We start from the raw sequence: 20,056 nt of genomic DNA, 5'->3' as shown, positions 1-20,056 counted from the left end.
CTTTGCAACAGCATCCGGCCGGCGGTGTCGAATATAAACACGCTGAAAGCCCGATGAAGGAGGGCTTTCTCATGGGCCTCCATTTTCTCCATCACACCGATCTCGCGATCGGATTCATCCACCAGAACGACTTGCTGCATGCGGGAAAATACTAAAAAATCCGGTTGTTGAGGAGCTTGTCTTTACGGATGAGGGGGTCGAGGATCCTCACAATATCGCCGGCGCCCTTTCGAAGCGCTGCGATATGTCTCTCATGATGACAATCCGTACCCACGAGATCAACCAACCCCTCCTTGACGAGGTAACGGGCGGTCTCGGCGACCCCTCTTCCGTAGTACCCGGTAAGTGATAAAAGATTCACCTGGAGCAACACGCCTTTTTCGCGCAGGTGGTGATAGGCGTCACGCTGGAGATGCCAGTAGGCATACCGTTCAGGATGCGCCATGATCGCCTTATACCCTGCGACCTGTAGGTTGAACAAGCGATTGTCGAGGTCAAGCGGCGCCTGAACAAAAGACGTTTCGACCAGCACCCAGCTCTCGTGGATGGTCAACAGCGGTTCCTTTGCCGCCAGCAGGTTGCCGACGTGCTCGTCCAGGAAATATTCGGCCGCGTACCGCAGGGAGATGTCCATCCCGGACGCGCGTAAGGCTGTCATCAGCGTTTCATAAGCGGGCTGGAGGGTTTCCCGGGAGTTAGGATACAATTCCGCGTAGATGTGGGGGGTCGTGACCAGGCGCTCATACCCGAGCTCCCGCATCGACCGGATCAGCTCAAGGGAATCGTCGACGTCCGCCGCGCCATCATCTACGCCCGGAAGAAAGTGCGCGTGCATATCCGTGACAAAAGGCAGACGGGACGACGTTCTCTTGGTTCTGAATAATCCCAGCATAGTTATAATATTACGCAATATACCGACTATCACGCGACCGGGCGGCTCAAAAGTGCCCGGTCGGGAAGCCCCTTGAACGCCTTATGGACGATATCGCTCTCCGGGAACAGGATAACCCAGCCCGTTATGAATAGTATCATAAAGTCCACATACAGGGATTTATGCTCGTTATACCACATCTCCAACGCGCCTTTGTAAGGCGCGATCACGTCCTCATAATATTCATGCGGAGGCCGGCCCGACTCGGAAATCATCTTCTCTTCGTCCCTGAAGACGATCGACCCGATCCCCGTTATCCCGGGTTTGCTTACATAGACCTTATTCCTGATCGCTTCCGGATACGCGTTAAAGGTACGATCCACCAGCGGCCTCGGCCCCACCAGGCTCATGTCGCCCTTGAGCACATTCAATATCTGGGGTATCTCGTTGATCTTGGTCTTCCGCAGGAACTTCCCGAGCGGCAGCAACCGGGGGTCGTTCCTCAGCGTAATGGACCCCGTGCCCATGTTAGGGCTGTTCTTCAACATCGTCGCGAATTTGATGATGTTAAAATACCGGTTGTTCAGCCCGATCCTTTTTTGCAGGTAAAATACATACCCTTCCCCGGTGCACTTCAGGATGATGATGATGGGCAGCATGAACGGGAGCAATATAAGACACAGGATAAGCGAGAAAAGAAAGTCGAACGCGCGTTTGATAAAAAGATACATAAGCGAAGGCATTACATTTTTTGATCAAGATTTAACCCGGTCTCGATATGATGGAACCCGGGGAGCAGCTTCCTGAGCAACACTACGATGTCCTCTTTGGCTACGCCCGTATCGAAAAGGGCTTTTATCTCGTCCACGACCGCCTCCACTTCCGCAATGGTCTTCCGATTATTCACCTTTATCACCCCGAGTGACTTGAAACGGTCCATTACGGGCGCTTCTTCATCCGTATAAAATTCTTCATATAGCTTCTCCCCGGAAGTCTCGCTCTTGAAAAAATAAACGGGATAATTTTCGCCCCTCAAACCGGCGGCCTTTTGCCGGGCCTCCTGCTCACTCCCACATACCTCCATGCCATACCCGAACTGGCGGAGAAAAGGTTCGACGATCGACGCAAAGGAGGTTAGGTCGTTATCCATGTCGAGCCTAGGGAAGAAGATATCCCCGGCATCCCCAAGGACACAAGCCATGAGGCAAATCTGTCCGGATTCCGCCGGAGAGACGAAGAACCGCCGTACGTCCGAAGGACAGGACAGGGGTTGTTTTTTGAGCATCCGTTCAAAGAATCCCGCCAAAAGGCTCCCATTCGAAAAAGCCACATTGGCAAAACGCGCGGTTGTTATCTTAAGCCTGGTGGAATAAGCCATGATAACCTCCTCCATGAGCTTTTTGCTCGCCCCCATGATATTGACGGGATTGGCGGCTTTATCGGTGGATACGCAGAAAAAATGCGCCGGTGGATATTCCAGCAGCAGATCGAGGAATTCCTTGGCGCGCAGCACATTGTTCTCCACCATCGCTTCGATGGAAAAGGCATCCTTTTCGCTCCTTACGTGCTTGTGCGCGGCAAAGTTGGCGACGATATCAAATGGGCCCTCTGCCAGGAACAATTTTTTGAACACCTTATCGGAGAAATTGACGGGATAGGATTTGAAATCCGCGGGCAGCGTCAGACCAACGGCGCTGCGGCAATCCCTTACCAGCTCGGTGAGCCCGTTCTCATTTATGTCGACGACGACCAGTTTACCCGGGCCATACGGAAGCGCTGCTTTGATAAAGCTGCTGCCGATGGTCCCGGCGCCACCGATGACGAGCATCGATTTCCCATGGATGTTTTCGTATAGCCGCTGCCCGAACGCCTGGAGATCGCCGGTAAACAGGCTTTCGGGACGCTTTATCACGTGCTCGGCGATAAAGGAGTCGAGTTGAAAAAAATCAGCCATTTCCCTGAAATGATTTAAGAGTGATGAGTAAGCCTTCCCGTGAGGACAAGGGGAGCTCGGCGTTCAATGCCATTTTGAGCTTGCTGTTGGAAACGACATAGTCCGAAACCAGCTTGTTCAGACGGTTGGTCGTAAACGGCAGGTGCAGCCCGTCCCCCACGCGGGCCATAAAACCAATCAGCTGCCTGCTCACCGGAAGCAGCCTGGCCTTTTTCCCAAGGGACGCGGAGATCGTCCGCACGATCTCGTTCGTAGACAGCGGTTCGTCATCCGAGACGTTGTATATGCCGGAGGGGATACCCGTTTCCGACACCAAAGCGCCGATAACGAAACACAGGTTTTCCACGCTTAAGAAGGACCTCCGGTTGTCAAAGGCCGACAGGGGATAAGGGATTCCCTTCCTGACAAATTTGTACAACAGGTTCAGGTTTCCCTTGTTTCCCGGCCCGTGGATCATACACGGACGAAGTATATAATAGGATTTGCCTTCCGGCAGGGGCACGCTTTGGATATACGCTTCCGCCCTGAGCTTGGATCTGCCATAAGGAGTTGCCGGTGCGGGGATGACCGTCTCGGTCAGGATACCATCGGGATCGTCCGAGGCGGCCTTTACAGAGCTCATAAAAATAAAGGTTCTGGCGCCGGACCGGAGGAAAGCGTCGTATACGCGACGGGTGAGGTCGCTGTTTACCCGGTAATACTCGTCTTCACCCGCATTGCCCGCAAGATCGTGCGCTTTCCCCGCCAGGTGGATGACGGCGTCCACGTCCCCCAGGGACTCCAGAGCGGTCAGCGCCTCCCTGGATATGCCCTGTATATTAAATCGGTCCCCCGGTAGCCGGGTGAGTAGATTCTGGCCCACAAACCCGGACAACCCGGTGACCAGCAGTCTAAACGGACCGTTCTCTCCGGAAGTCATTATAATAGTTTAAGTGCTCTGTTACAAATCTGTCCCGGGAATAAAGGGGCCGGTCATCCAGGGCATTCCGGCTCAGCTCCTCCCGTTTGTCCGGATCCGCTTCCAACCGGGCCACCGCTGCGGCGATCCTGTCTACATTTTCCTGGGTATTGGCCACCGGTTGTAAAAGCACTCCGTTGTGCCCGTCGTTTATCACATCGCTGTTCCCCCGCGCGTCGAAGGAAATCACCGGGACACCCATGGACAGGGCTTCCAGGATACAGGTCGGTAACCCCTCCTTTACGCTCGGGAACAGGAAGATGTCCGCAATGGACAAGTAGTGCTCCACGTGCCCGGTAAAGCCGACGGGGACAATATCCGGGCTGTTTTGAAAGAACTCGGTCTCCGGGCCGTCCAGCCCCGTCCTATGTGTGGGGTCCGGGCCGCCCATCAGGATCAGCTTGTATTTACCGGGATAGGATGTACTCAGTACGCGAAACGCTTTTACGACCAGGTGAAATCCTTTGAAGTCCACAAAACGTCCCGTAAAAGCAATCACGCAGTGCTCCCGTCGAATGCCATATTTTTCCCGAAGCTCATTCCTCACTGATTCAGGAACGTTCTCCCGTTGAAATTTACGGATATCGCATCCAAATCCCAAACAGTCGTATTTGAAGGACTTGCGCCCAAAATACCGGGAGGCCAGACGGCGGTCCTGTTCATTGACCAAGAATATCCGGTTTAGTCTCAGGAAACAGAAAACCTCCACCAGGGTGAACAGGACCTTCCTCACGCCGCTGCTCGCATTCATCCCCAACCCGTGAAAGGTGGCCCAATAGGGTATCCCCCGTTTTTTCAGCAGGAGCGCCGGGAATGCCCCCGTGGTGAAATGCGTATGGACGAGGTCGGGCTTCACGCTCTTTATCACCTTCCGGATACCCATCGCGGCGCGCCATTAATTTACCAGCGTAATGCCCCGGGGAATATCCACAAAATGGAAACGGACATTTTCCCCGCCCGAAAGCCCTTTATTACTTACGTCTATGACCTTCACCCTGGAACAAACGATATGCAATTCAAACCCGGGGATCTTTGAGATTTCCGCGGCCAGCTCCGCCAGGAAGTTGTTGAAACTCCCGAAATCCGTTATGACGATGAGCAATTTCATAGGTCAGAGCACGGATTTGAGGATGCCGGCCAACCTGGGCGCCGCCTGTTTTAGCGAATACCGCTCCTCCACATCCAACCTGCCGTTCCTGCCCAGCCGAATGCGCAGCTCCGGGTCGGCGATAAGGGCATCCAGGGCGGCAGTCCATTCCCCGTTATCGGAGGCCAGGAAGCCGTTCTCACCCGGTCTCACGATGAGGCGGTTGACCCCTATGGGTGAAGCGATCACCGGTTTACCGCAAGCCATGTACTGGATCAGCTTGTATCCGCACTTTCCCCGTTCAAACAGCTGGTCCAGCACAGGCATGATCCCTATGTCAAATTGCTTTACCCTGTCGATCTCCGTTTCTTCCGACCAGGGCTCGTTTTCAACGGTTAGATCCTTTACCTGGTGGTCATGCGCTCCAATGGAAACAAACCGCACGTCCTTTCGCCCGGAAAAACCGCGGATGACGGGCTCGATCTCAAAAAGGTACCTGGCGGTGGAGGGCGACCCTATCCAGCCAATGGTAACGACACCGGTACCCGCTGCCTTCCCTTCTCCATACATGTCGGTATCCACCACCGTAGGTAATATTTCCACCCGCCGCGCACCGGCCTTCCGGGCCCTGTCGGCCAGGTATTCGTTCCCGGCCACGACGACCTCCGCCCTTTTCATGACATGGTCGATCTTCTTCCCCAGGAGCATACGCACCAGAGTCATCGGGTATTGATCATACCGATGGAACGTCGCGTCGTCATAATCCACCACCAGCGGTGTTTTTCTCCTGAGCAATGCCAGTTCCAACCAGGAGGGCAGCCAGGGCAGCAATTCCTTTTCGGCCCAAACCAGGTCATACGACTCGTGAAGCAGCGCCCTGACCCTGTCCGCGTACGATCTTACAATGTCCGTGACGGGCGGCCGGGATATGTACAAAGCCTTTACATAGGCATCGGTAAAGAGCGGCGCTACGGTACACTCAAAACCCTGGTCCCGGAGGAATGGGAGATATTGCAGGAATCGCAGCCGGCTGGTGGCGCCGATGGACCTATAACGCGTTAACACCAATATTTTCATAGACTTTATCCCTGTTTACCAATAAAGCATTCAATGTCGTTATAGGCAAGAAAAGCACCCAAAGGTAGTCAAACTTCTCCAGATAGGGGTTTGACGCATAGATGACGAGGAAGCACAGCAAGCCCGTCAGCTGAGGCAGCAAAAGGTAGGCCGTAGAGCGGTCGCGCCTGATCAGCAGGACGGACCGTACAAAAATCCATACCACGGAAAACACGTAAATGAGCATGCCCACTATGCCCGTATGGAACAAGAGCGCCCAGTAGCTGAGCTCGTATTCCCAGGACGCTTCAGGGTTGCGAATGACGGAGGAAGCGGTTGCGCCTAGTCCGGCGCCCAGGATCGGTTGAGCTTTCCACCCGTCGATCAGCGCATCCGACTGCTCTTTTCTGGTGTAGTTCGATTCCGCGTTAGGGTCATTGAACTCGAAGCTGGAGGTCAACCGATCCGTCAGCGTTTCCAGGTTGAGGGAAAACACCTGAAAAGCGGCGACAATAATGGTTATAGCGAGGAAAATGGGCAGCAATAACGATTTCATCTTTATCCTCATATGGCAAACCCTCATCAAAACCAGGATAATGAGCGGGCATAAGAGGAGCACCATCCAGAAAGCACGCCTGCCCGATATGATCACCACGAGCAGGGTCACGATAACGGTGATCCGGACAAACAGCTTGCTTCGCCCCCTCCCGAAAGGGTTGTGCTCCTTGGGTAAAAATAGAATGGTAAGTGCGAACGTAAAGGCATAAAATACCGTCGTCAGGTTATTGGTATGCAGCTGTATAAATCCGTCGTAAAAGCCGCTGAGGTAATCCTGTGATTCCGCGATCAGCCCGATCGGCCCGGGCAGGCCGAAAAATTCGTTGGCGATGAACAGCCCGATCAGAAAGGAGGAGACGATGCCGCCCAAAAGTATCGTCCACATAAAGGAGGTAAGCCGCTCCCTGCCGTGGTGGAATCCTATGAAATACATAAAAAGAACCGGCCACACCACATACACCGTCGCCACTTTCAGCGCGCCGGGAGCTCCCAGTAGCAGGCCGTTGAGGATAAATAGAACGGATGCTGCGATGTTAATTATTCCAAGCCCAATAAGTGTTTTATCATACCGGAGGGCATTGGGGGACAGGTAGAACAACGATCCCGCCAGGATGACCGCCAGCAGCGCTCCCCTCTCCGGCTGAAAGGCCGCAGGCACGATCAGCATGGCCAGGAAGAAAAAATTGAGCACCGCTTTATTTGTTCCCGAAAGTGTCACCCGTCAACCTCCTTTTTCAAAATACCGCTGCCGCAGTATCTGGTACAACATACGGAGCGAATGCCGCTGGAAGAACAGCTTCAGCCCGTCTATCCGCTTCTGGTAGATCAGCCGGTATAACCCAAACCGGACCTCGTTCCGGCTGATGGCTTCCGTAACATATTTATCGCGGGGCAACCCCGCATAGATCGAACGGGTCTCCAGGAAATTCCGCTCGTCGTTCTTCAGGGTATTGTTGGAGGCGTGCAGCCGGTACCTGACCAGGTGCGCAGCGGTACAGGCGCCAAGCGACAGGCGGGCGCATTTCAGGAGGATCTCATAGTCCTCGTTCTGACGGTAGTCGTCGCTGAAGCCGTCCGTCCTGTCGAATACGCTCTTCCGCAGGACCACCGACGAGAAGATGATATAATTCTTGAACAGCAGCCGCCGGTATATGTCTTCCGGCCCGTGGCCCTCATACCTCAGGCGCAGGAACATGGCATTGTAACCGGCCACCTCCTGGCTGTCCGAATTCAGCAAAATTTCGAACGGAGTATAGACGATCCCCACCTCCGGGTTTTTCGTAAAGAACGCCATCTGGGCCTCCAGCTTTTCCGGAGCCCACAGGTCGTCGCAATCCAGGAACGCCAGGTATTCCCCGGTAGCCCTGGCGATGGCGAGGTTCCTGCCCTCGCTCAACGGGGTGTGTCGTTCCGCATAGAAATACCGGAAGCGGTTATCCGCGTAGCCCTTGAAAATCTCCGCGCTTTTATCCGTCGACTGGTTGTCCCAGAAGATGATCTCCCAGTGTTGGTAGGTCTGGGAGACCACCGAATCAATGGCTTCCTTCAGGTATTCCGAGCTGTTGTAACAGTTCATGATGACGCTTACCAGCGGTGTATCCATGCGCTTTAAGGTTTTTCGTTCGTCCAGCCCGAATAAGGGATGGAGGCGTCAAAGGGGTCCAGCTTCAGGGCCTCGGTAGGGTCGTAATAAACATTGGATACGTTGACGATCAGCGCCGTTTCGATACCCAGGCATTCGAAACCATACCATATACCCGGGGGAATGCACAACAGCGCATACTGGTCCGCGTCATCCAGCACGAATTCATTGATTTCCCCTTTCGTAGGTGAATCGTCGCGCGCATCGAAGAGCACGAAGTGCATCCTGCCCACGGGCACGCAGAAGTTCTGCGTCATCTTCCGGTGCAGTTTCCATGCCTTCAGCTTTCCCGGGTAGGTTTTGGAGATGTACGACTCCTCGAACCCCTTGAACGTGGGAGATAGGTGGTTCAGGTGGTGCATGACCATTCCCCGTTCGTCCACGATCCGTCTGAGCGGTGTATGGACGACTCCGTCGATCGGCCGGCTGGGGTTGTTTATTGCTCCGCCCATGCGATGCCTTTGTTTTTTGCGGTTTGTATATAGTGCTCTATCTGCTCCATAGTGAGGTCGTATATCGACCCCTTGCGGGCATGATAGCGCCGGAACCATTCCGTAGTGAACACGATAGTCTCTTCAAAATCGAGCGTGGGATACCATTTCAGGAGGATATTGGCCTTGTCGCAACACAGCTTCAGCAGGTTGGATTCTTTCCGGAAATCGGCGGGATTCCCCGTATTCACCCAACCGGGAGCGGCCGGCCAGGACCTTTCCATTTCACCGATCAGCTCCCCCACGTTCTTGTTGACCTTGGAGTCGGGACCGAAATTGAACGGCTCGCCCGCGTGGGTCTCCGATACATATAATTCGGCGCCCAGGCAAAGGTAGCCGCTAAGTGGCTCCAGCACGTGCTGCCAGGGCCTCGTGCTCAGGGGGTTCCGGATCTCGACCTTTTTATCTTTCAGCCAGGAGCGGATGATGTCCGGTACGATCCGGTCCAGCGCCCAATCCCCGCCGCCAATGACGTTCCCCGCCCGTACGGTCGCCACCCGGGGTCCGCCGGCCTTTCCAAAGAAAGACTTGATATAGGACTTGGCGATCAGCTCCGCGGCGCCTTTAGACCCGCTGTACGGGTCTTCCCCGCCCAGCCGGTCGTCTTCCCGGTATCCGTAAAGCCATTCGACGTTGTCGTAACATTTGTCACTGGTGATCATCACGGCCACCTTTACCGAGGCGCCGGACTTACGGATCCATTCCAGCACGTTCAGGGTCCCCAGCATGTTGACCTCGAAGGTCTCCCTGGGGTTCTCATAGGAGTACCGGACGAGCGGCTGGGCCGCCAGGTGGAAAATGAACTCCGGCTGGAAATCGTCACAGGCGGCCGACAGTGCGTCGTAATCCCTGACGTCCCCGATGATGTGTTGTATCCTGGAGGCGAGCTGCAGGTCTTCAAAATGGGAAGGGTTCGTGGGTATCCCGTTGGAATAACCGGCCACCCGGGCGCCCATCTTCAACAGCCATGCCGTCAACCAGGATCCTTTAAACCCCGTATGCCCGGTGACAAGCACCTTTTTACCGGCATATACGTTATTGAACATACGATTCTTTTAAACGTTTGTATCATCGTTTGGGCAGCCAGGGGGCGTTCCCCTGCTTCCAAATTTCATTCAGGCTGTCCCGGTCGCGGACGGTATCCATACACTGCCAGTATCCCTGGTGCTCGAAGGCCCGGAGCTGGTTGTCCCGGGTGAGCCCTTCCAGCGGCTCCTTTTCGAGGATGGTCTGGTCACCCTCTTTCAGGTAGTCGAATACCTCGTAATTGAAGACAAAAAAACCGCCGTTGATCCAGCCTTCCCCGATCTGGGGCTTCTCCTTGAACTCCAGGATACGGCCGTCCGGCTCCGCGACGATGGACCCGAAACGGGCCGGGGGCCGGACCGCGGTAAGGGTGGCGATTTTCCCGTGGGCCTTGTGGAAGGCCACCAGCTTGTCGATGTCCACATCGGAAACACCGTCCCCGTAGGTCAGCATAAAGGTATCACCGGGTTTGAACAATTTTTTGAGCCGCAGCAGCCTCCCCCCCGTCATGCTTCCCGCGCCCGTATCGTGCAGGCCGACCGTCCAGTCTTCCGACTGATCGTTTTCATACCTGATCGCCCCCGAGGCGAGGCTGATGGTCATATCGCTCTTGTGCAGCTTATAGTTCAGGAAGAATTCTTTGATGACTTCCCCCTTGTACCCCAGCGCCACGGAAAAATCGGTGTACCCATAACCGGCATAGCAGCGCATGATATGCCAGAGTATCGGCATCCCACCGATCTCCACCATGGGTTTTGGTTTTACGGTCGTTTCCTCGCTTAACCGTGTTCCGAGGCCGCCGGCCAGTAATATGGTTTTCATTTCAGCCTAAATATTCGTTTATTAATGCAACAATATGCTTTATGTCGCCCTCTTCCAGCTCGGGGTGCAGGGGCAAAGATAGAATCTCCTCGTAAACCGCCTCGGTTACGGGTAAGCGCTGACCGCCCCCGCCGTAAAAAGTAAGCAGGTGGTTGGGCTTATAATGGATCCCCGTCGGGATGCCCTTTTCCTCCAGGAAGGCCCGCAAACCGTCCCGTTTTCCTTCCAGGACCCGGATGGGCAGGATGTGAGATACGATGTCGGCCCTTTCCTCCAGGGTTTGCAGCCGGACGCCCCGGTGGGATTCCAGGAGGTCCCGGTACAACCGGGCAAGGGCTTTTCTTTTGGGCGCGAACAGGGTATCGAGCTTGGACAGCTGTACGCGGCCTATGGCGGCAAAGAGGTTGCTCATGTGGTAACGGTACCCCTGCCGGGTCACGTCGAAATCCCAGCTGCGCATGCCGCTATATCGCTTTTCGGAATCCTTTTCCACGCCCAGCAGCCGGGTGTCCTTTACGATGTTCAGGACGCTTTGATCCGAGGTTACGATCGCCCCTCCTTCGCCGGAGGTGATATTCTTTATCCCGTCAAAGGAAAAGCAGACAATGTCCCCCTCGGACCCGATCTTACGACCGTCGTACGTACACCCAAAGGCATGCGCCGCGTCCTCGATCACCCGCAGACCGTGCTCCCGGGCAAAGGAATATAGCTCCTCCCGCGCATAGGGGTTGCTCGCATAGTGCACCGGCATGATGGCCCTAGTCCTTTCCGTGATCCGCGCGGCGGCGTCCTTTAGGTCGAGGGTCAGCGTATCTGCCCTGATTTCACAGTGGACCGGGATGGCCCCGGTCGCCGATATGGCCTGGTAGGAAGCCAGGAATGTCAGGGAAGGCACCAGGATTTCGTCTCCCGGCACCAGTATCGCCGCAACGGCCAGGTGCAGTGCCGCCGTCCCCGAATTGACGCAGACGACGTGCGCGGCCGGGACGCCGATATAAGCCGCGATGTCCTGCTCAAAACGGCCGACCTCGGCCCCCATGCCCAGGTAGCCGTCCTTGAGCAATACCGCAGAAACCGCGTCGGCTTCCCGCTGATCCAGCACTGATTTTGATAGCCTCATCACGCTTATGTTTTCAACCCCCTCAGCTTGTTGTACACAACCAGCAGGGAAGGCTTTTTGAATATTTTTTTTTCGATCGCTCCAAAGGTCAGCGTCGAAGCGCCGACCCGCCCGGCAAACAATTCTACCACGTGCGCCAGGTCGTGGCTGTTATCGAAATACGACCGGGATTTCGTGGAATAAAGGGAATAATCCTTTTTGATGGCCAGCACCATGTCCCTGAGCGTCGTATTGCCTGGGGAGAAGTCCCGGTCCGTGATCAAATGCCCGAGGTCGTAATTAATGGTATCGAATAAGAATCTAAACCGATAATCCTTTTTTACCGGGAGGCTCGAATAATCCAGCAATATCGTCGGAATGCCTAATTTGGCCCCCTCCAGCGCGGAGGTGCCCATAGCCGTCATAATATCCACCTCCTTTAGCAGGAACGCGTCCAGGTCCCGGTGGTCGATTGCGCCATGGAAAACTACTTCGAATTGCGCGTGCGCGGGTGCATTTTCCTCGAGGTATGCCCTGGAGGGACCGCCGCCGACGATATGGTAGACCATCTTCTGGTTCAGCTCGCTGGCCAGTGAGGACAGTTTATGCAGGGTATACGCCAGGATATTCGCCTTCTCGTTGGCCAGCCGGCCTACCCAGCAAAACGAAAGACCCTGGTCCAGGCTTTTTCCGGCGTCTTTCCGGGCAGCGGGATTCCGGTTTTCCGCGGGGACCGGAAGGAAGCTGTCGACCTCGACATCCAGAAACAGATGCCGGGCGGTCGCATCCGCATTGGTCTGGTCCATAAAGCTCAGCGCGTGATGCGCGTTCAGCAGCCGGACGAATTGCCGCAGCCTTCCGAGCAACCCCGGGTAGAGGACCGAAAGCGCTTTATACAAACCGAAATAACGACCGGGCAGGTACCTCAACCCGGGCAGCGGAAGGAGCGAAGGGACGAAATTGTCCGGGTGTAGACTCCAGAAGAAGAGCCGTGTCTCCGGTTCGACGGTCAATTCTTTGGGCCAGTAATACGGGACGAAGGACTGCATCACCAATATGGCGTCCCGGGGGGGAGTTACGGTCTTGCCGTCCTCGAAAACGATCAGGTGTATATTTTCCAGTGGCAGCAGGTTCCGGGCCGTCGCGCCATCCGCATAATCGATGACATAGATTTGCCTGTCCTTCTCCTTCGCGGCCAGGGCGTTGGCCATCCGGGCAAACAGGATGGGCACCCCGGATTCTTCGTGGTAGGGAAAACAAAAGCAAATTGACCTGGATTCGACCAAAGGGTGATGATTTAAATTTGGTAACAATATTGCCGCAGCTCGCTTTCAATCAGTTTTATCTCAGGCGTATCCCGGTACTTTTTCCACAGCCCGATGTTTTTGCTGGATTTAGAGGCGTCGAAACCCGCCCTCGTGATCGTCGCGCCCGCAGGAAGCCCGATAAAGGACTTCACCCTTTCTGCCTGGCGCTCGTGGTCCAAAATAAAATCCTCGTACCGAAGCCTCAATATCCTGTCGCTGCCCGGGTCGTTCACATTCCCCCGGATGATCTTATTCCTTGCTATGAACTGGTGTATGTCGTTGAACCCCGTCATGTCCTTTTTTATCCGCTCCATATTTTTCTTTTGGTCGACGGCCGGGATAAAGCCTTCGCTGGGCGCGATCAGGCTGGCGTAAATATCCCGCGGGTCCCTATCCACGATGATGGAGCACGCGTCCCCCGCCATTTCCAGGCAAGGACCGGGGTTGTAGGCGTCAAAAGCGTTGCTCAACAGGAAGTGGGTTGCCCCGTTGGTTTCCACCTCGGCAAAGAGCGCCTCCACATAGGAACGGACGTCCCGGATAAATTGATCCCGGTCGGAAAAATAAACGGTGCTGCTGACGAGTGAATTGAAAAACTTCGACTTTAGCTTCTTGTAAAAAAGGGTCAGGTACGGCATCCTTAAAAGCTCATACGGCCAAAATGTATAGATCTGCTGCTCCGTCATTTTGTCGATCAGCCGATGGCTCAACTCTATAAAACGGCCGTTGAAATATTGTTCATAGCCATGCCCGGAGGCGGTAAAGTAGGTCAGGGGCCGCGAACCCGTCTGGATGGTCCCGATGCGTTTGACCAGCTTCCGGAACTCGTTGATCCGGGTAGTTGCGCGTATCGGGTTCCAGGAAACGTAAATGGCGAAATAGAGATCCAACAGGCCGCCGGGGACACGGAACAACTCAAACTCCACCTGGTTGGGGAAGCCGAACACGGCGTCATATTGCTTCAGGAAATCCACGACGGAGGATTTACCGGAGTGCCCAAAACCGGTGACGTCGACAAGCTTCATATCGCGGGCTTTCTACAGGTGATCATCATGTGGGAGCTCAACCCGGAGCCTGCAATGAATTGCTGGATCGAACCCAGCTCGGACTCGTTGGAATAGGCAATGACGTTCTTCCAGAATTCGTCCTTTATGTACTGTCTGTTGTTCTTAAGGATATCGACGTCCAGCTTCCCGGGCGTGGACGCATCCAGGACCTCGAACCCGATTTTAGTAAGCAGGGTCGAAACGGACTTGGGGTTTAAGAAGTTGAGGTGATGGGGAGGAGAGAGGGCTTTTGCGTGCTCTCCCAGCACTTGTATATCCAGGCCGATGCCGCTGAGGGTGGTAAAGATGAATATATCACGCGCGTTCATACAATCCAGCACCGTTTTCAGGAATAGCGCAGGGTCGTACAGGTGCTCGAACAGCTCAAAGCTCACAAAGCACTTCCGCCCGGAGGGAAGCTCCCCCGGTTCGATGTCCTCCATGAATTTCCCGATCACCTTCAGCCCCTTGCCCCGGCAGACCTCCTGCAAATGAACGGAGGGCTCGATGACGATGGGCGCGATATCCATGATGGCCGTTATCTCTTCGTCAAACACACCGTACCCGCCGCCGATGTCGATGATGTATTCGATCGGGTCCTTTTGGTCCAGGGATAATATCCGGTCCTTTATCAGCTGTGCCTTGGGTTTCCACAGCTTCTCCCGACGGGCGGTCTCCGTTACCTTGTAGAACGTGGTCGCCCAGTACCGGGTCGACGGCGAGTCCGTGTAGTAGGCGTCAAACGCTTCTTTGGGGGGCCGGGGGCTTACATAGATGCTCAGACATTTGTGGCATATCTGATAATTAAAGCCGGACTTGTTGGCCCAGTCAACACCACGGATGCCACAGACCGGACAATCGATTTCTTTGCGTTCCGTATTCCCGAAGAAATCCAGAACGTCCTGGTTAGCCAGGGCCAGGTATTCGTTAAATACCTTTTCAGGCCTGATTTCCTCTTCAGTTACCTTCATGAATGGTACGTTTCAGAATATTGAAGAATGGTGTTTCTCAGTGATTCGTCCATGTCGATAAAAACCTTTTCCAGCTTCCCCGGCCCAAAGGTCAGGATACAGCCCAGCTTGTTCCCCTTGTTCTTTTTATCCTTCGACAACGCCTGGAAATAGGATTCGATATTCGATTCCGTAAACGCAAAGGAGGGCGTGTTCTTTTCCAGGATGGCGTGCATCCTGTCGAATTGGGTGCGATCGATCATCCCCCGCTGCAACGATATATAATTGGCCAGGTCCATGCCGATCGTCACGGCCTGCCCATGCGGTATGGCATAATGGGTGATCGCCTCGATGGCGTGCCCGAAGGTGTGCCCATAATTGAATATATGGCGGATGGATGTATCGAACTCATCCACCTGTATGATGGCCCGTTTGATCCGCAGGCTGTTTTCGATCAGGTAGGGCAGCGCGGAACGGTCGTGCAAAACCTGCTCGAACCGGTCCGAAACTTCCTGCGCCAGCCCGATCCCTTCAGAAAGGAAATAGTGCATCATCTCCCCTATACCCGACCGGATCTCGCTTTCCGAAAGGGTTTCCAGGAACCCCGGGTATATGAATATCTCCGAAGGCGGGTTGAACGTACCAAGCAGGTTTTTAAAATGGTCGAAGTTGATCGAGCTTTTACTGCCGATGCAGCTGTCGCATTGCGCAAGGAGTGTTGTCGGATAGAACTTCCAGTCCTGTCCCCTGAACAGGATCGAGGAAATAAAGGCTACGATATCCTGGGTGATCCCCCCTCCGACCGCAACCAGGCAATCGTCCTTCCGGACGTTCGCCGCAATCAGCCGGCGGATGACCTCTTTGCAGTAGTCTATGGTCTTGTGCTCTTCGCTGCACTCGATCAGGATACGCCGTACGGAGGGATTTTCCGGAGCCAACGCGTCGGAAAACAACCTGTCCACCTTTTCATCGACGATGAAAATCACCTTGGCGCCCGCGGCCAGCTGCCGCATGTGGGTTTGCAGATCGTCGATGAAGTGCACCGAATAGGCCCCTTTGACCTTCGAGCTGACGACAAAGTCAGACATTGGTAAAGCCTCCATCCACGAATATATTTTGCCCCGTTAGATATTGGTTCAGGTCGCTCAGCAGGAACACTGCCACGCTGGATATATCCCCGGTTTCCGCAAAACGCTTTGCCGGAACCTGTGCTGAAAGTGCGGAAATTTCCTCGGGCGACAGGTTTTTCCGGGTCAGGTCCGTCATGACGAATCCGGGGGAAAGGGTATTGATCAGTATATTATACCGGGCCAGGTCGTTGGAGGCGCCCACCGTCAAGCCGTGCAGCCCGAATTTGGTGGCCGAATAGGTAGCCCGCCGCTCTTTGCTAACCTTGCTGAATATGGATGCAATCTGGACGACGCGTCCATACTGGCCCTCGACCATACGCCTGGATACGTGCTTCAACAGGCGGAACGGTGCGGTGAGGTTGACCTCCAGCATGTCGTCCCAGTCCCCTTCGAGGATGTCCCCCACGGAGTTTAGCCGGTTGATCCCGGCGTTGTTCACCAGGCCGTCGATCCGCTCATAGGCGTCCAGCTCCCGAAGGAAGGTGTCCAGGCTATCCCGGTCGAGCAGGTCGACGCAATAATACCGGGTACTGGCCGGGGCCCGGGCGTTCAATTCCGCGATCTGCTCCGGCTTGGTGCCGGTCAGGATCAAGCGGGCGCCCAGCCGACCGAGGTCATCGGCGATCCGTTGCCCTATGCCCCGTGTGGCTCCCGTTACGAGCACCGTCTTCCCTTTAAAATCCAGCGTCATGCTTCGTTCGTGATGTTATACTGCATCCAGGTAACGATGATGTGATTGATCACCAGGTGGATGTCCTCGACAGGGGCATATTCCCCCTTGGGTGATCTGACCACGATGGGCACGTCCACGATGTCCTTTAATTTACCCCCGTCGAAACCGAGCCAGCCGATGACCGTTCCACCCTGTTGCTTGAACCATTCGGAAGCGACCACGAGGTTGGGAGAGTTGCCGCTGGCGGAAATCACGATCAGCTTGTCCCCGGGCCTGAAATGAACCCTCAGCTGGTCGACGAACATATGCTCGAAAGCTTTGTCATTCCCGATCGCCGAAAGCACCGAGACGTTGTCGGTCAGGGCCAGTGCCCGGTAAGACCGGTCGGCATCCTTTTTGGACTTCTTCAGTACCGCCAGCCCGAAGTCATTGCCTACGTGCGACGCGGTCGAAGCCGAGCCGCCGTTGCCGATAACGAAGATCGTACCGTGGCTGTGCCGGGCCTCTTCCAGGTGCCGGATGCATTCCGCGATTTTTTCATGGTCCAGCTGCTGCAACAGCTCGATCAGGTAATTGACATAGCCCCTGCTGAACGCGACGGGTTCCAGGCCATGCTTCTGATGGATCTTGTCCAAGTTATTCATATCTCAGGGTTGTTGATATTATAACGCTCCCGCCAAACGGGGTCGTTGTAATAGATTTTATACACCAGCACCATGGTCTCCAGGGCGTCCTTGCTCGTCCCGGAGACGATCGGTTTTCCTGCCACGATGGCGTCGGCGAATTCGTTGATCTCGTCCCGCCAGGAGTTGTCCTGGAGGAATTTTATGGTCCGGCTCTCCATTTGCCCGTTGTCCGAGTCTTCATCCCTCCTGCCTACGACGATTTTTTCCTCGCCGTAGCTCTTGGACCCGGACAAAATGCCGTGCAGCTCGATATAGCCCTGCGTCAGCGAAATCTCCAGGTTGAACTTATGCTGCCATTGGGTCGCGGTCGAATTCAGCATGGCCACCCGGCCACGCTCGTCCTTCATGATAGCGTAGGCGTTGTCTTCCACGTCGTGTTTCCAGAAATCATTGGAGATAAAGCTTTTTACCTCCCGGAATTCCCCGCAGAACAACCGCATCAGATCTACCATATGTATCCCCTGGTCCAACAGGATACCGCCGCCGGCCAGCTCCCGTTTGGAGCGCCATCCACCCGAAAACGGGATTACCCGGCTCTTTCCATAGACGCCCCTCAGGTTGATGATCTCTCCCAGCTCTCCGGACTTTATGATGCGCAAGGTCTCCCTGACGGAATCGTGGTAGCGGTGATTGAACCCATATTTCAGTTTTAGCTCCGGGTGCTGTTGCTCCACCGCGATGACATTCCTGATGTCCTCGACGTCCATACCGGGCGGCTTTTCGCAAAAGACGTGCAATCCTTTGTTCAAGCCAGCCATCGTGACCTCGGCGGCGATGTTGTTGGTCAGACATACGAACAACACATCGAGGTCGCACTGCAACAATTCCTTGTAACTCCGGAAGCACTGAAGGCCGGGCAGGGTATGTCCCTGAGGAAACGTCTGGTCGCAGACGGCGCTTACCTGCAAAGACGGGTGCTGGTCGATGTACTGATGGCGCCTTTTACCCACGATGCCATAGCCTGCAATACCTACTTTCAGTTTATTCATGTTCCTTGCGGTTGTTTGTCTTATCCCTGTACGCCACCAGGTGCTCGATCGCCGAAACCCCCATCGCTACAACCGCTTCGTAGGAATTCCCACCGGTATGCGGAGTACAAATCAGATTGGGCAAGTTAAGCAATTCCTGGTCAACCGGGGGCTCTGTATGGTATACGTCCAGCGCGGCGCCGGCGATGACGCCTTCCTGCAGCGCCCGCTTCAGGTCGCCTTCGTTGACGATCCCACCCCGGGCCGTATTGATGAGGAAGGCCGTGGGCTTCATCCTGCGCAGCAGCGCGGCGTCGAACAGGTTCGTGGTTTCCTTCGTCAGGGGCGTGTGGATCGAAATGACGTCCGCGCGTTCCGCCAGATCCTCCCTGGACACGCACTCCAGACCGTGCGCCTCCGCGTAGGCGGATACGTCCAGGATGTCGTTCACCAGGATGGTACAGCCGAACGGACGCAACAGCCCGGCCAGCTCCTTCCCGATGTATCCCAGCCCGATGATGCCGACCGTCTTGCCGCTCAGCTGGGTGCCGCCATTCTTATTCCAGGTCCCCGACTTCAGCTGGTTGGAGGTGACGTACAGGTTACGGGAGAGCGCCAGCATAAAACCCAGCGCCATCTCGGCGACGGAGCGCTTGTTCACGCCCCCCGTCCAGCCCACGGTCACGCCCCTTTGGCGGCAGGCTTCCAGGTCTACGTTGTCCAGCCCGACGCCGTACTTGGCGAGCATGCGGAGGTTGGGCAGCCTGTCCAGGATGGCCGGCGTGATCAGCTCGAGGCCGATGATCGCCGCGTCCGCCTCCGAAAAATAATCCACAAAGGCGTCGTCGTTCATCCGTACCCCCGCCGTGTTCACCACCGCATCCGGGAATTCCCGCAGCAGGCTGCCCACGAGGTACTGATTTTTGGAAAACGCTATGGTCGATACCTTTACCTTCATTTAGCGCTTTTATACGATTGAAACAACGGGTCGCTCTTCATTTTTTCTTCGACCCGTGCCAGGTCCTCGGGCGTGTCCACCGAATCCGCCAGGTATTTCGTCACCTCCATGTGGATCGGGATCCGGTGCTCCAGGAAGCGGTTCATGTCCACCGACTCGATCTGCTCCAGGGGCGTGGTCTCCAGTGCAACGAACTTCTGCAGCGCCCAGCGGCTGAAAGCGATCAGGCCCAGCTGGCGGTATGCCTTGATCTCTTTTTTGTACTTCAGCCGGGAAGGGATCGGCTCCCGTGAAAAATACAACGCGTCCCCGTGGATGTCGGTGACGACCTTGACGTTGTTGGGCGACTCCCGTTCCTCCTGGGTGGGCAGGTAGGCCATCAGGTTGGACACCTTCCGGTCCCCGGCCAGCAGCGGCTCCGCGGCTTCGCGCAGCATGTCGGGATCCACCAGCGGCTCGTCGCCCTGGATCATCACCACGACATCATAGGTCACGTCCTTCAGCCCCGCCTCGATGTTCAGCAACGCTTCGGCGGTGCGCTCCGTGGCCCGCTCGTGCACGTCCGAGGTCATCACCGCTTTCCCGCCGATGCTGTGGATATAGTCATAGATCGCCTGGTCGCACGTCGCCACGTAAACCTCGTCCATGAGCGCGCACATTTTGCTCCTGATATAGCAGTGTCCGATCATCGGGATGCCTTGTATGGGTGCCATGGGCTTGTTGGGAAAACGCGTCGCTGCCATCCGGGCAGGTATGATGCCGATAATTTTCATG

At 55.4% G+C, this 20,056-nt stretch carries 22 protein-coding genes; all 22 read right to left on the bottom strand.

Annotated features, from left to right (window positions below):
• Positions 1-151 precede the first annotated feature (151 nt).
• Genes VL547_RS03080 through kdsB form a run of 22 tightly spaced genes read right to left on the bottom strand, consistent with a single transcriptional unit; the run spans position 152 to position 20,055 of the window.
• The gene (locus VL547_RS03080) at positions 152-892 is read right to left on the bottom strand and encodes a tyrosine-protein phosphatase (RefSeq protein WP_325575068.1); all 741 of its coding nucleotides are present in this window, start codon (positions 890-892) and stop codon (positions 152-154) included.
• A gap of 29 nt (positions 893-921) precedes the next feature.
• Complete coding sequence (locus VL547_RS03075; RefSeq protein ID WP_325575066.1) at positions 922-1,602, bottom strand: sugar transferase; 681 nt, start codon at positions 1,600-1,602, stop codon at positions 922-924.
• Positions 1,603-1,613: 11 nt separating this feature from the next.
• The gene (locus tag VL547_RS03070) at positions 1,614-2,825 is read right to left on the bottom strand and encodes a polysaccharide biosynthesis protein (RefSeq protein ID WP_325575064.1); all 1,212 of its coding nucleotides are present in this window, start codon (positions 2,823-2,825) and stop codon (positions 1,614-1,616) included.
• Positions 2,818-3,744, bottom strand: coding sequence for an NAD-dependent epimerase/dehydratase family protein (locus VL547_RS03065; RefSeq protein WP_325575062.1), 927 nt, complete (start codon positions 3,742-3,744; stop codon positions 2,818-2,820). The genes VL547_RS03070 and VL547_RS03065 overlap by 8 nt, the downstream gene beginning before the upstream one ends.
• On the bottom strand, positions 3,716-4,666 hold the full coding sequence (locus tag VL547_RS03060) for a glycosyltransferase (protein ID WP_325575060.1): 951 nt from the start codon (positions 4,664-4,666) through the stop codon (positions 3,716-3,718). Before VL547_RS03060 ends, VL547_RS03065 begins: the two co-directional genes overlap by 29 nt.
• A gap of 12 nt (positions 4,667-4,678) precedes the next feature.
• Positions 4,679-4,891: a hypothetical protein gene (locus VL547_RS03055; protein WP_325575058.1), complete on the bottom strand. Its 213-nt coding sequence runs from the start codon at positions 4,889-4,891 to the stop codon at positions 4,679-4,681.
• 3 nt (positions 4,892-4,894) lie between these two features.
• Positions 4,895-5,935, bottom strand: coding sequence for a glycosyltransferase family 4 protein (locus tag VL547_RS03050; RefSeq protein ID WP_325575056.1), 1,041 nt, complete (start codon positions 5,933-5,935; stop codon positions 4,895-4,897).
• Entirely contained in the window at positions 5,919-7,175 is a 1,257-nt protein-coding gene (locus VL547_RS03045; RefSeq protein WP_325575054.1) for an O-antigen ligase family protein, read from the bottom strand. Before VL547_RS03045 ends, VL547_RS03050 begins: the two co-directional genes overlap by 17 nt.
• Positions 7,176-7,205: 30 nt before the next feature.
• Positions 7,206-8,087, bottom strand: a complete 882-nt coding sequence (locus VL547_RS03040) for a glycosyltransferase family 2 protein (protein ID WP_325575052.1) — start codon at positions 8,085-8,087, stop codon at positions 7,206-7,208.
• A gap of 5 nt (positions 8,088-8,092) precedes the next feature.
• Positions 8,093-8,578 (bottom strand): dTDP-4-dehydrorhamnose 3,5-epimerase family protein, encoded by a 486-nt coding sequence (locus VL547_RS03035; protein ID WP_325575050.1) that lies wholly within the window; start codon positions 8,576-8,578, stop codon positions 8,093-8,095.
• Complete coding sequence (gene rfbG / locus VL547_RS03030) at positions 8,563-9,663, bottom strand: CDP-glucose 4,6-dehydratase (RefSeq protein WP_325575048.1); 1,101 nt, start codon at positions 9,661-9,663, stop codon at positions 8,563-8,565. The genes VL547_RS03035 and rfbG overlap by 16 nt, the downstream gene beginning before the upstream one ends.
• A gap of 22 nt (positions 9,664-9,685) precedes the next feature.
• The gene (gene rfbF, locus VL547_RS03025) at positions 9,686-10,465 is read right to left on the bottom strand and encodes a glucose-1-phosphate cytidylyltransferase (RefSeq protein ID WP_325575046.1); all 780 of its coding nucleotides are present in this window, start codon (positions 10,463-10,465) and stop codon (positions 9,686-9,688) included.
• Position 10,466: 1 nt separating this feature from the next.
• Positions 10,467-11,585, bottom strand: a complete 1,119-nt coding sequence (locus VL547_RS03020) for a DegT/DnrJ/EryC1/StrS family aminotransferase (RefSeq protein ID WP_325575044.1) — start codon at positions 11,583-11,585, stop codon at positions 10,467-10,469.
• 5 nt (positions 11,586-11,590) lie between these two features.
• Positions 11,591-12,850 (bottom strand): glycosyltransferase, encoded by a 1,260-nt coding sequence (locus VL547_RS03015; protein ID WP_325575043.1) that lies wholly within the window; start codon positions 12,848-12,850, stop codon positions 11,591-11,593.
• Positions 12,851-12,861: 11 nt separating this feature from the next.
• Positions 12,862-13,896: a sulfotransferase gene (locus tag VL547_RS03010; protein WP_325575041.1), complete on the bottom strand. Its 1,035-nt coding sequence runs from the start codon at positions 13,894-13,896 to the stop codon at positions 12,862-12,864.
• Positions 13,893-14,888: a methyltransferase domain-containing protein gene (locus tag VL547_RS03005; RefSeq protein WP_325575039.1), complete on the bottom strand. Its 996-nt coding sequence runs from the start codon at positions 14,886-14,888 to the stop codon at positions 13,893-13,895. The genes VL547_RS03010 and VL547_RS03005 overlap by 4 nt, the downstream gene beginning before the upstream one ends.
• Positions 14,885-15,970: an AroB-related putative sugar phosphate phospholyase (cyclizing) gene (locus VL547_RS03000; protein WP_325575037.1), complete on the bottom strand. Its 1,086-nt coding sequence runs from the start codon at positions 15,968-15,970 to the stop codon at positions 14,885-14,887. Before VL547_RS03000 ends, VL547_RS03005 begins: the two co-directional genes overlap by 4 nt.
• Complete coding sequence (locus tag VL547_RS02995) at positions 15,948-16,688, bottom strand: SDR family oxidoreductase (protein WP_325575035.1); 741 nt, start codon at positions 16,686-16,688, stop codon at positions 15,948-15,950. The genes VL547_RS03000 and VL547_RS02995 overlap by 23 nt, the downstream gene beginning before the upstream one ends.
• Entirely contained in the window at positions 16,685-17,314 is a 630-nt protein-coding gene (locus VL547_RS02990) for an SIS domain-containing protein (RefSeq protein WP_325575033.1), read from the bottom strand. Before VL547_RS02990 ends, VL547_RS02995 begins: the two co-directional genes overlap by 4 nt.
• Positions 17,311-18,345: a Gfo/Idh/MocA family oxidoreductase gene (locus tag VL547_RS02985; protein ID WP_325575031.1), complete on the bottom strand. Its 1,035-nt coding sequence runs from the start codon at positions 18,343-18,345 to the stop codon at positions 17,311-17,313. The genes VL547_RS02990 and VL547_RS02985 overlap by 4 nt, the downstream gene beginning before the upstream one ends.
• Entirely contained in the window at positions 18,338-19,282 is a 945-nt protein-coding gene (locus VL547_RS02980) for a phosphoglycerate dehydrogenase (RefSeq protein ID WP_325575029.1), read from the bottom strand. Before VL547_RS02980 ends, VL547_RS02985 begins: the two co-directional genes overlap by 8 nt.
• Complete coding sequence (gene kdsB / locus VL547_RS02975; RefSeq protein WP_325575027.1) at positions 19,279-20,055, bottom strand: 3-deoxy-manno-octulosonate cytidylyltransferase; 777 nt, start codon at positions 20,053-20,055, stop codon at positions 19,279-19,281. Before kdsB ends, VL547_RS02980 begins: the two co-directional genes overlap by 4 nt.
• Between the last annotated feature and the right edge of the window lies 1 nt (position 20,056).

The sequence above is a fragment of the Dinghuibacter sp. genome, assembly GCF_035492835.1.
Lineage (GTDB): Bacteria > Bacteroidota > Bacteroidia > Chitinophagales > Chitinophagaceae > Dinghuibacter.
The sequence above is the reverse complement of the archived record's forward strand: the minus strand, read 5'-3'. Positions and strand labels throughout refer to the sequence as shown.

Bases quoted from the DNA above. Each gene is read 5' to 3' on its own strand.
- VL547_RS03080 (WP_325575068.1), bottom strand. From the start codon at position 892: ATGCTGGGATTATTCAGAACCAAGAGAACGTCGTCCCGTCTGCCTTTT.
- VL547_RS03075 (WP_325575066.1), bottom strand. From the start codon at position 1,602: ATGTATCTTTTTATCAAACGCGCGTTCGACTTTCTTTTCTCGCTTATC.
- VL547_RS03070 (WP_325575064.1), bottom strand. From the start codon at position 2,825: ATGGCTGATTTTTTTCAACTCGACTCCTTTATCGCCGAGCACGTGATA.
- VL547_RS03065 (WP_325575062.1), bottom strand. From the start codon at position 3,744: ATGACTTCCGGAGAGAACGGTCCGTTTAGACTGCTGGTCACCGGGTTG.
- VL547_RS03060 (WP_325575060.1), bottom strand. From the start codon at position 4,666: ATGGGTATCCGGAAGGTGATAAAGAGCGTGAAGCCCGACCTCGTCCAT.
- VL547_RS03055 (WP_325575058.1), bottom strand. From the start codon at position 4,891: ATGAAATTGCTCATCGTCATAACGGATTTCGGGAGTTTCAACAACTTC.
- VL547_RS03040 (WP_325575052.1), bottom strand. From the start codon at position 8,087: ATGGATACACCGCTGGTAAGCGTCATCATGAACTGTTACAACAGCTCG.
- VL547_RS03035 (WP_325575050.1), bottom strand. From the start codon at position 8,578: ATGGGCGGAGCAATAAACAACCCCAGCCGGCCGATCGACGGAGTCGTC.
- rfbG (WP_325575048.1), bottom strand. From the start codon at position 9,663: ATGTTCAATAACGTATATGCCGGTAAAAAGGTGCTTGTCACCGGGCAT.
- rfbF (WP_325575046.1), bottom strand. From the start codon at position 10,465: ATGAAAACCATATTACTGGCCGGCGGCCTCGGAACACGGTTAAGCGAG.
- VL547_RS03020 (WP_325575044.1), bottom strand. From the start codon at position 11,585: ATGAGGCTATCAAAATCAGTGCTGGATCAGCGGGAAGCCGACGCGGTT.
- VL547_RS03010 (WP_325575041.1), bottom strand. From the start codon at position 13,896: ATGAAGCTTGTCGACGTCACCGGTTTTGGGCACTCCGGTAAATCCTCC.
- VL547_RS03005 (WP_325575039.1), bottom strand. From the start codon at position 14,888: ATGAAGGTAACTGAAGAGGAAATCAGGCCTGAAAAGGTATTTAACGAA.
- VL547_RS03000 (WP_325575037.1), bottom strand. From the start codon at position 15,970: ATGGAGGCTTTACCAATGTCTGACTTTGTCGTCAGCTCGAAGGTCAAA.
- VL547_RS02995 (WP_325575035.1), bottom strand. From the start codon at position 16,688: ATGACGCTGGATTTTAAAGGGAAGACGGTGCTCGTAACGGGAGCCACA.
- VL547_RS02990 (WP_325575033.1), bottom strand. From the start codon at position 17,314: ATGAATAACTTGGACAAGATCCATCAGAAGCATGGCCTGGAACCCGTC.
- VL547_RS02985 (WP_325575031.1), bottom strand. From the start codon at position 18,345: ATGAATAAACTGAAAGTAGGTATTGCAGGCTATGGCATCGTGGGTAAA.
- VL547_RS02980 (WP_325575029.1), bottom strand. From the start codon at position 19,282: ATGAAGGTAAAGGTATCGACCATAGCGTTTTCCAAAAATCAGTACCTC.
- kdsB (WP_325575027.1), bottom strand. From the start codon at position 20,055: ATGAAAATTATCGGCATCATACCTGCCCGGATGGCAGCGACGCGTTTT.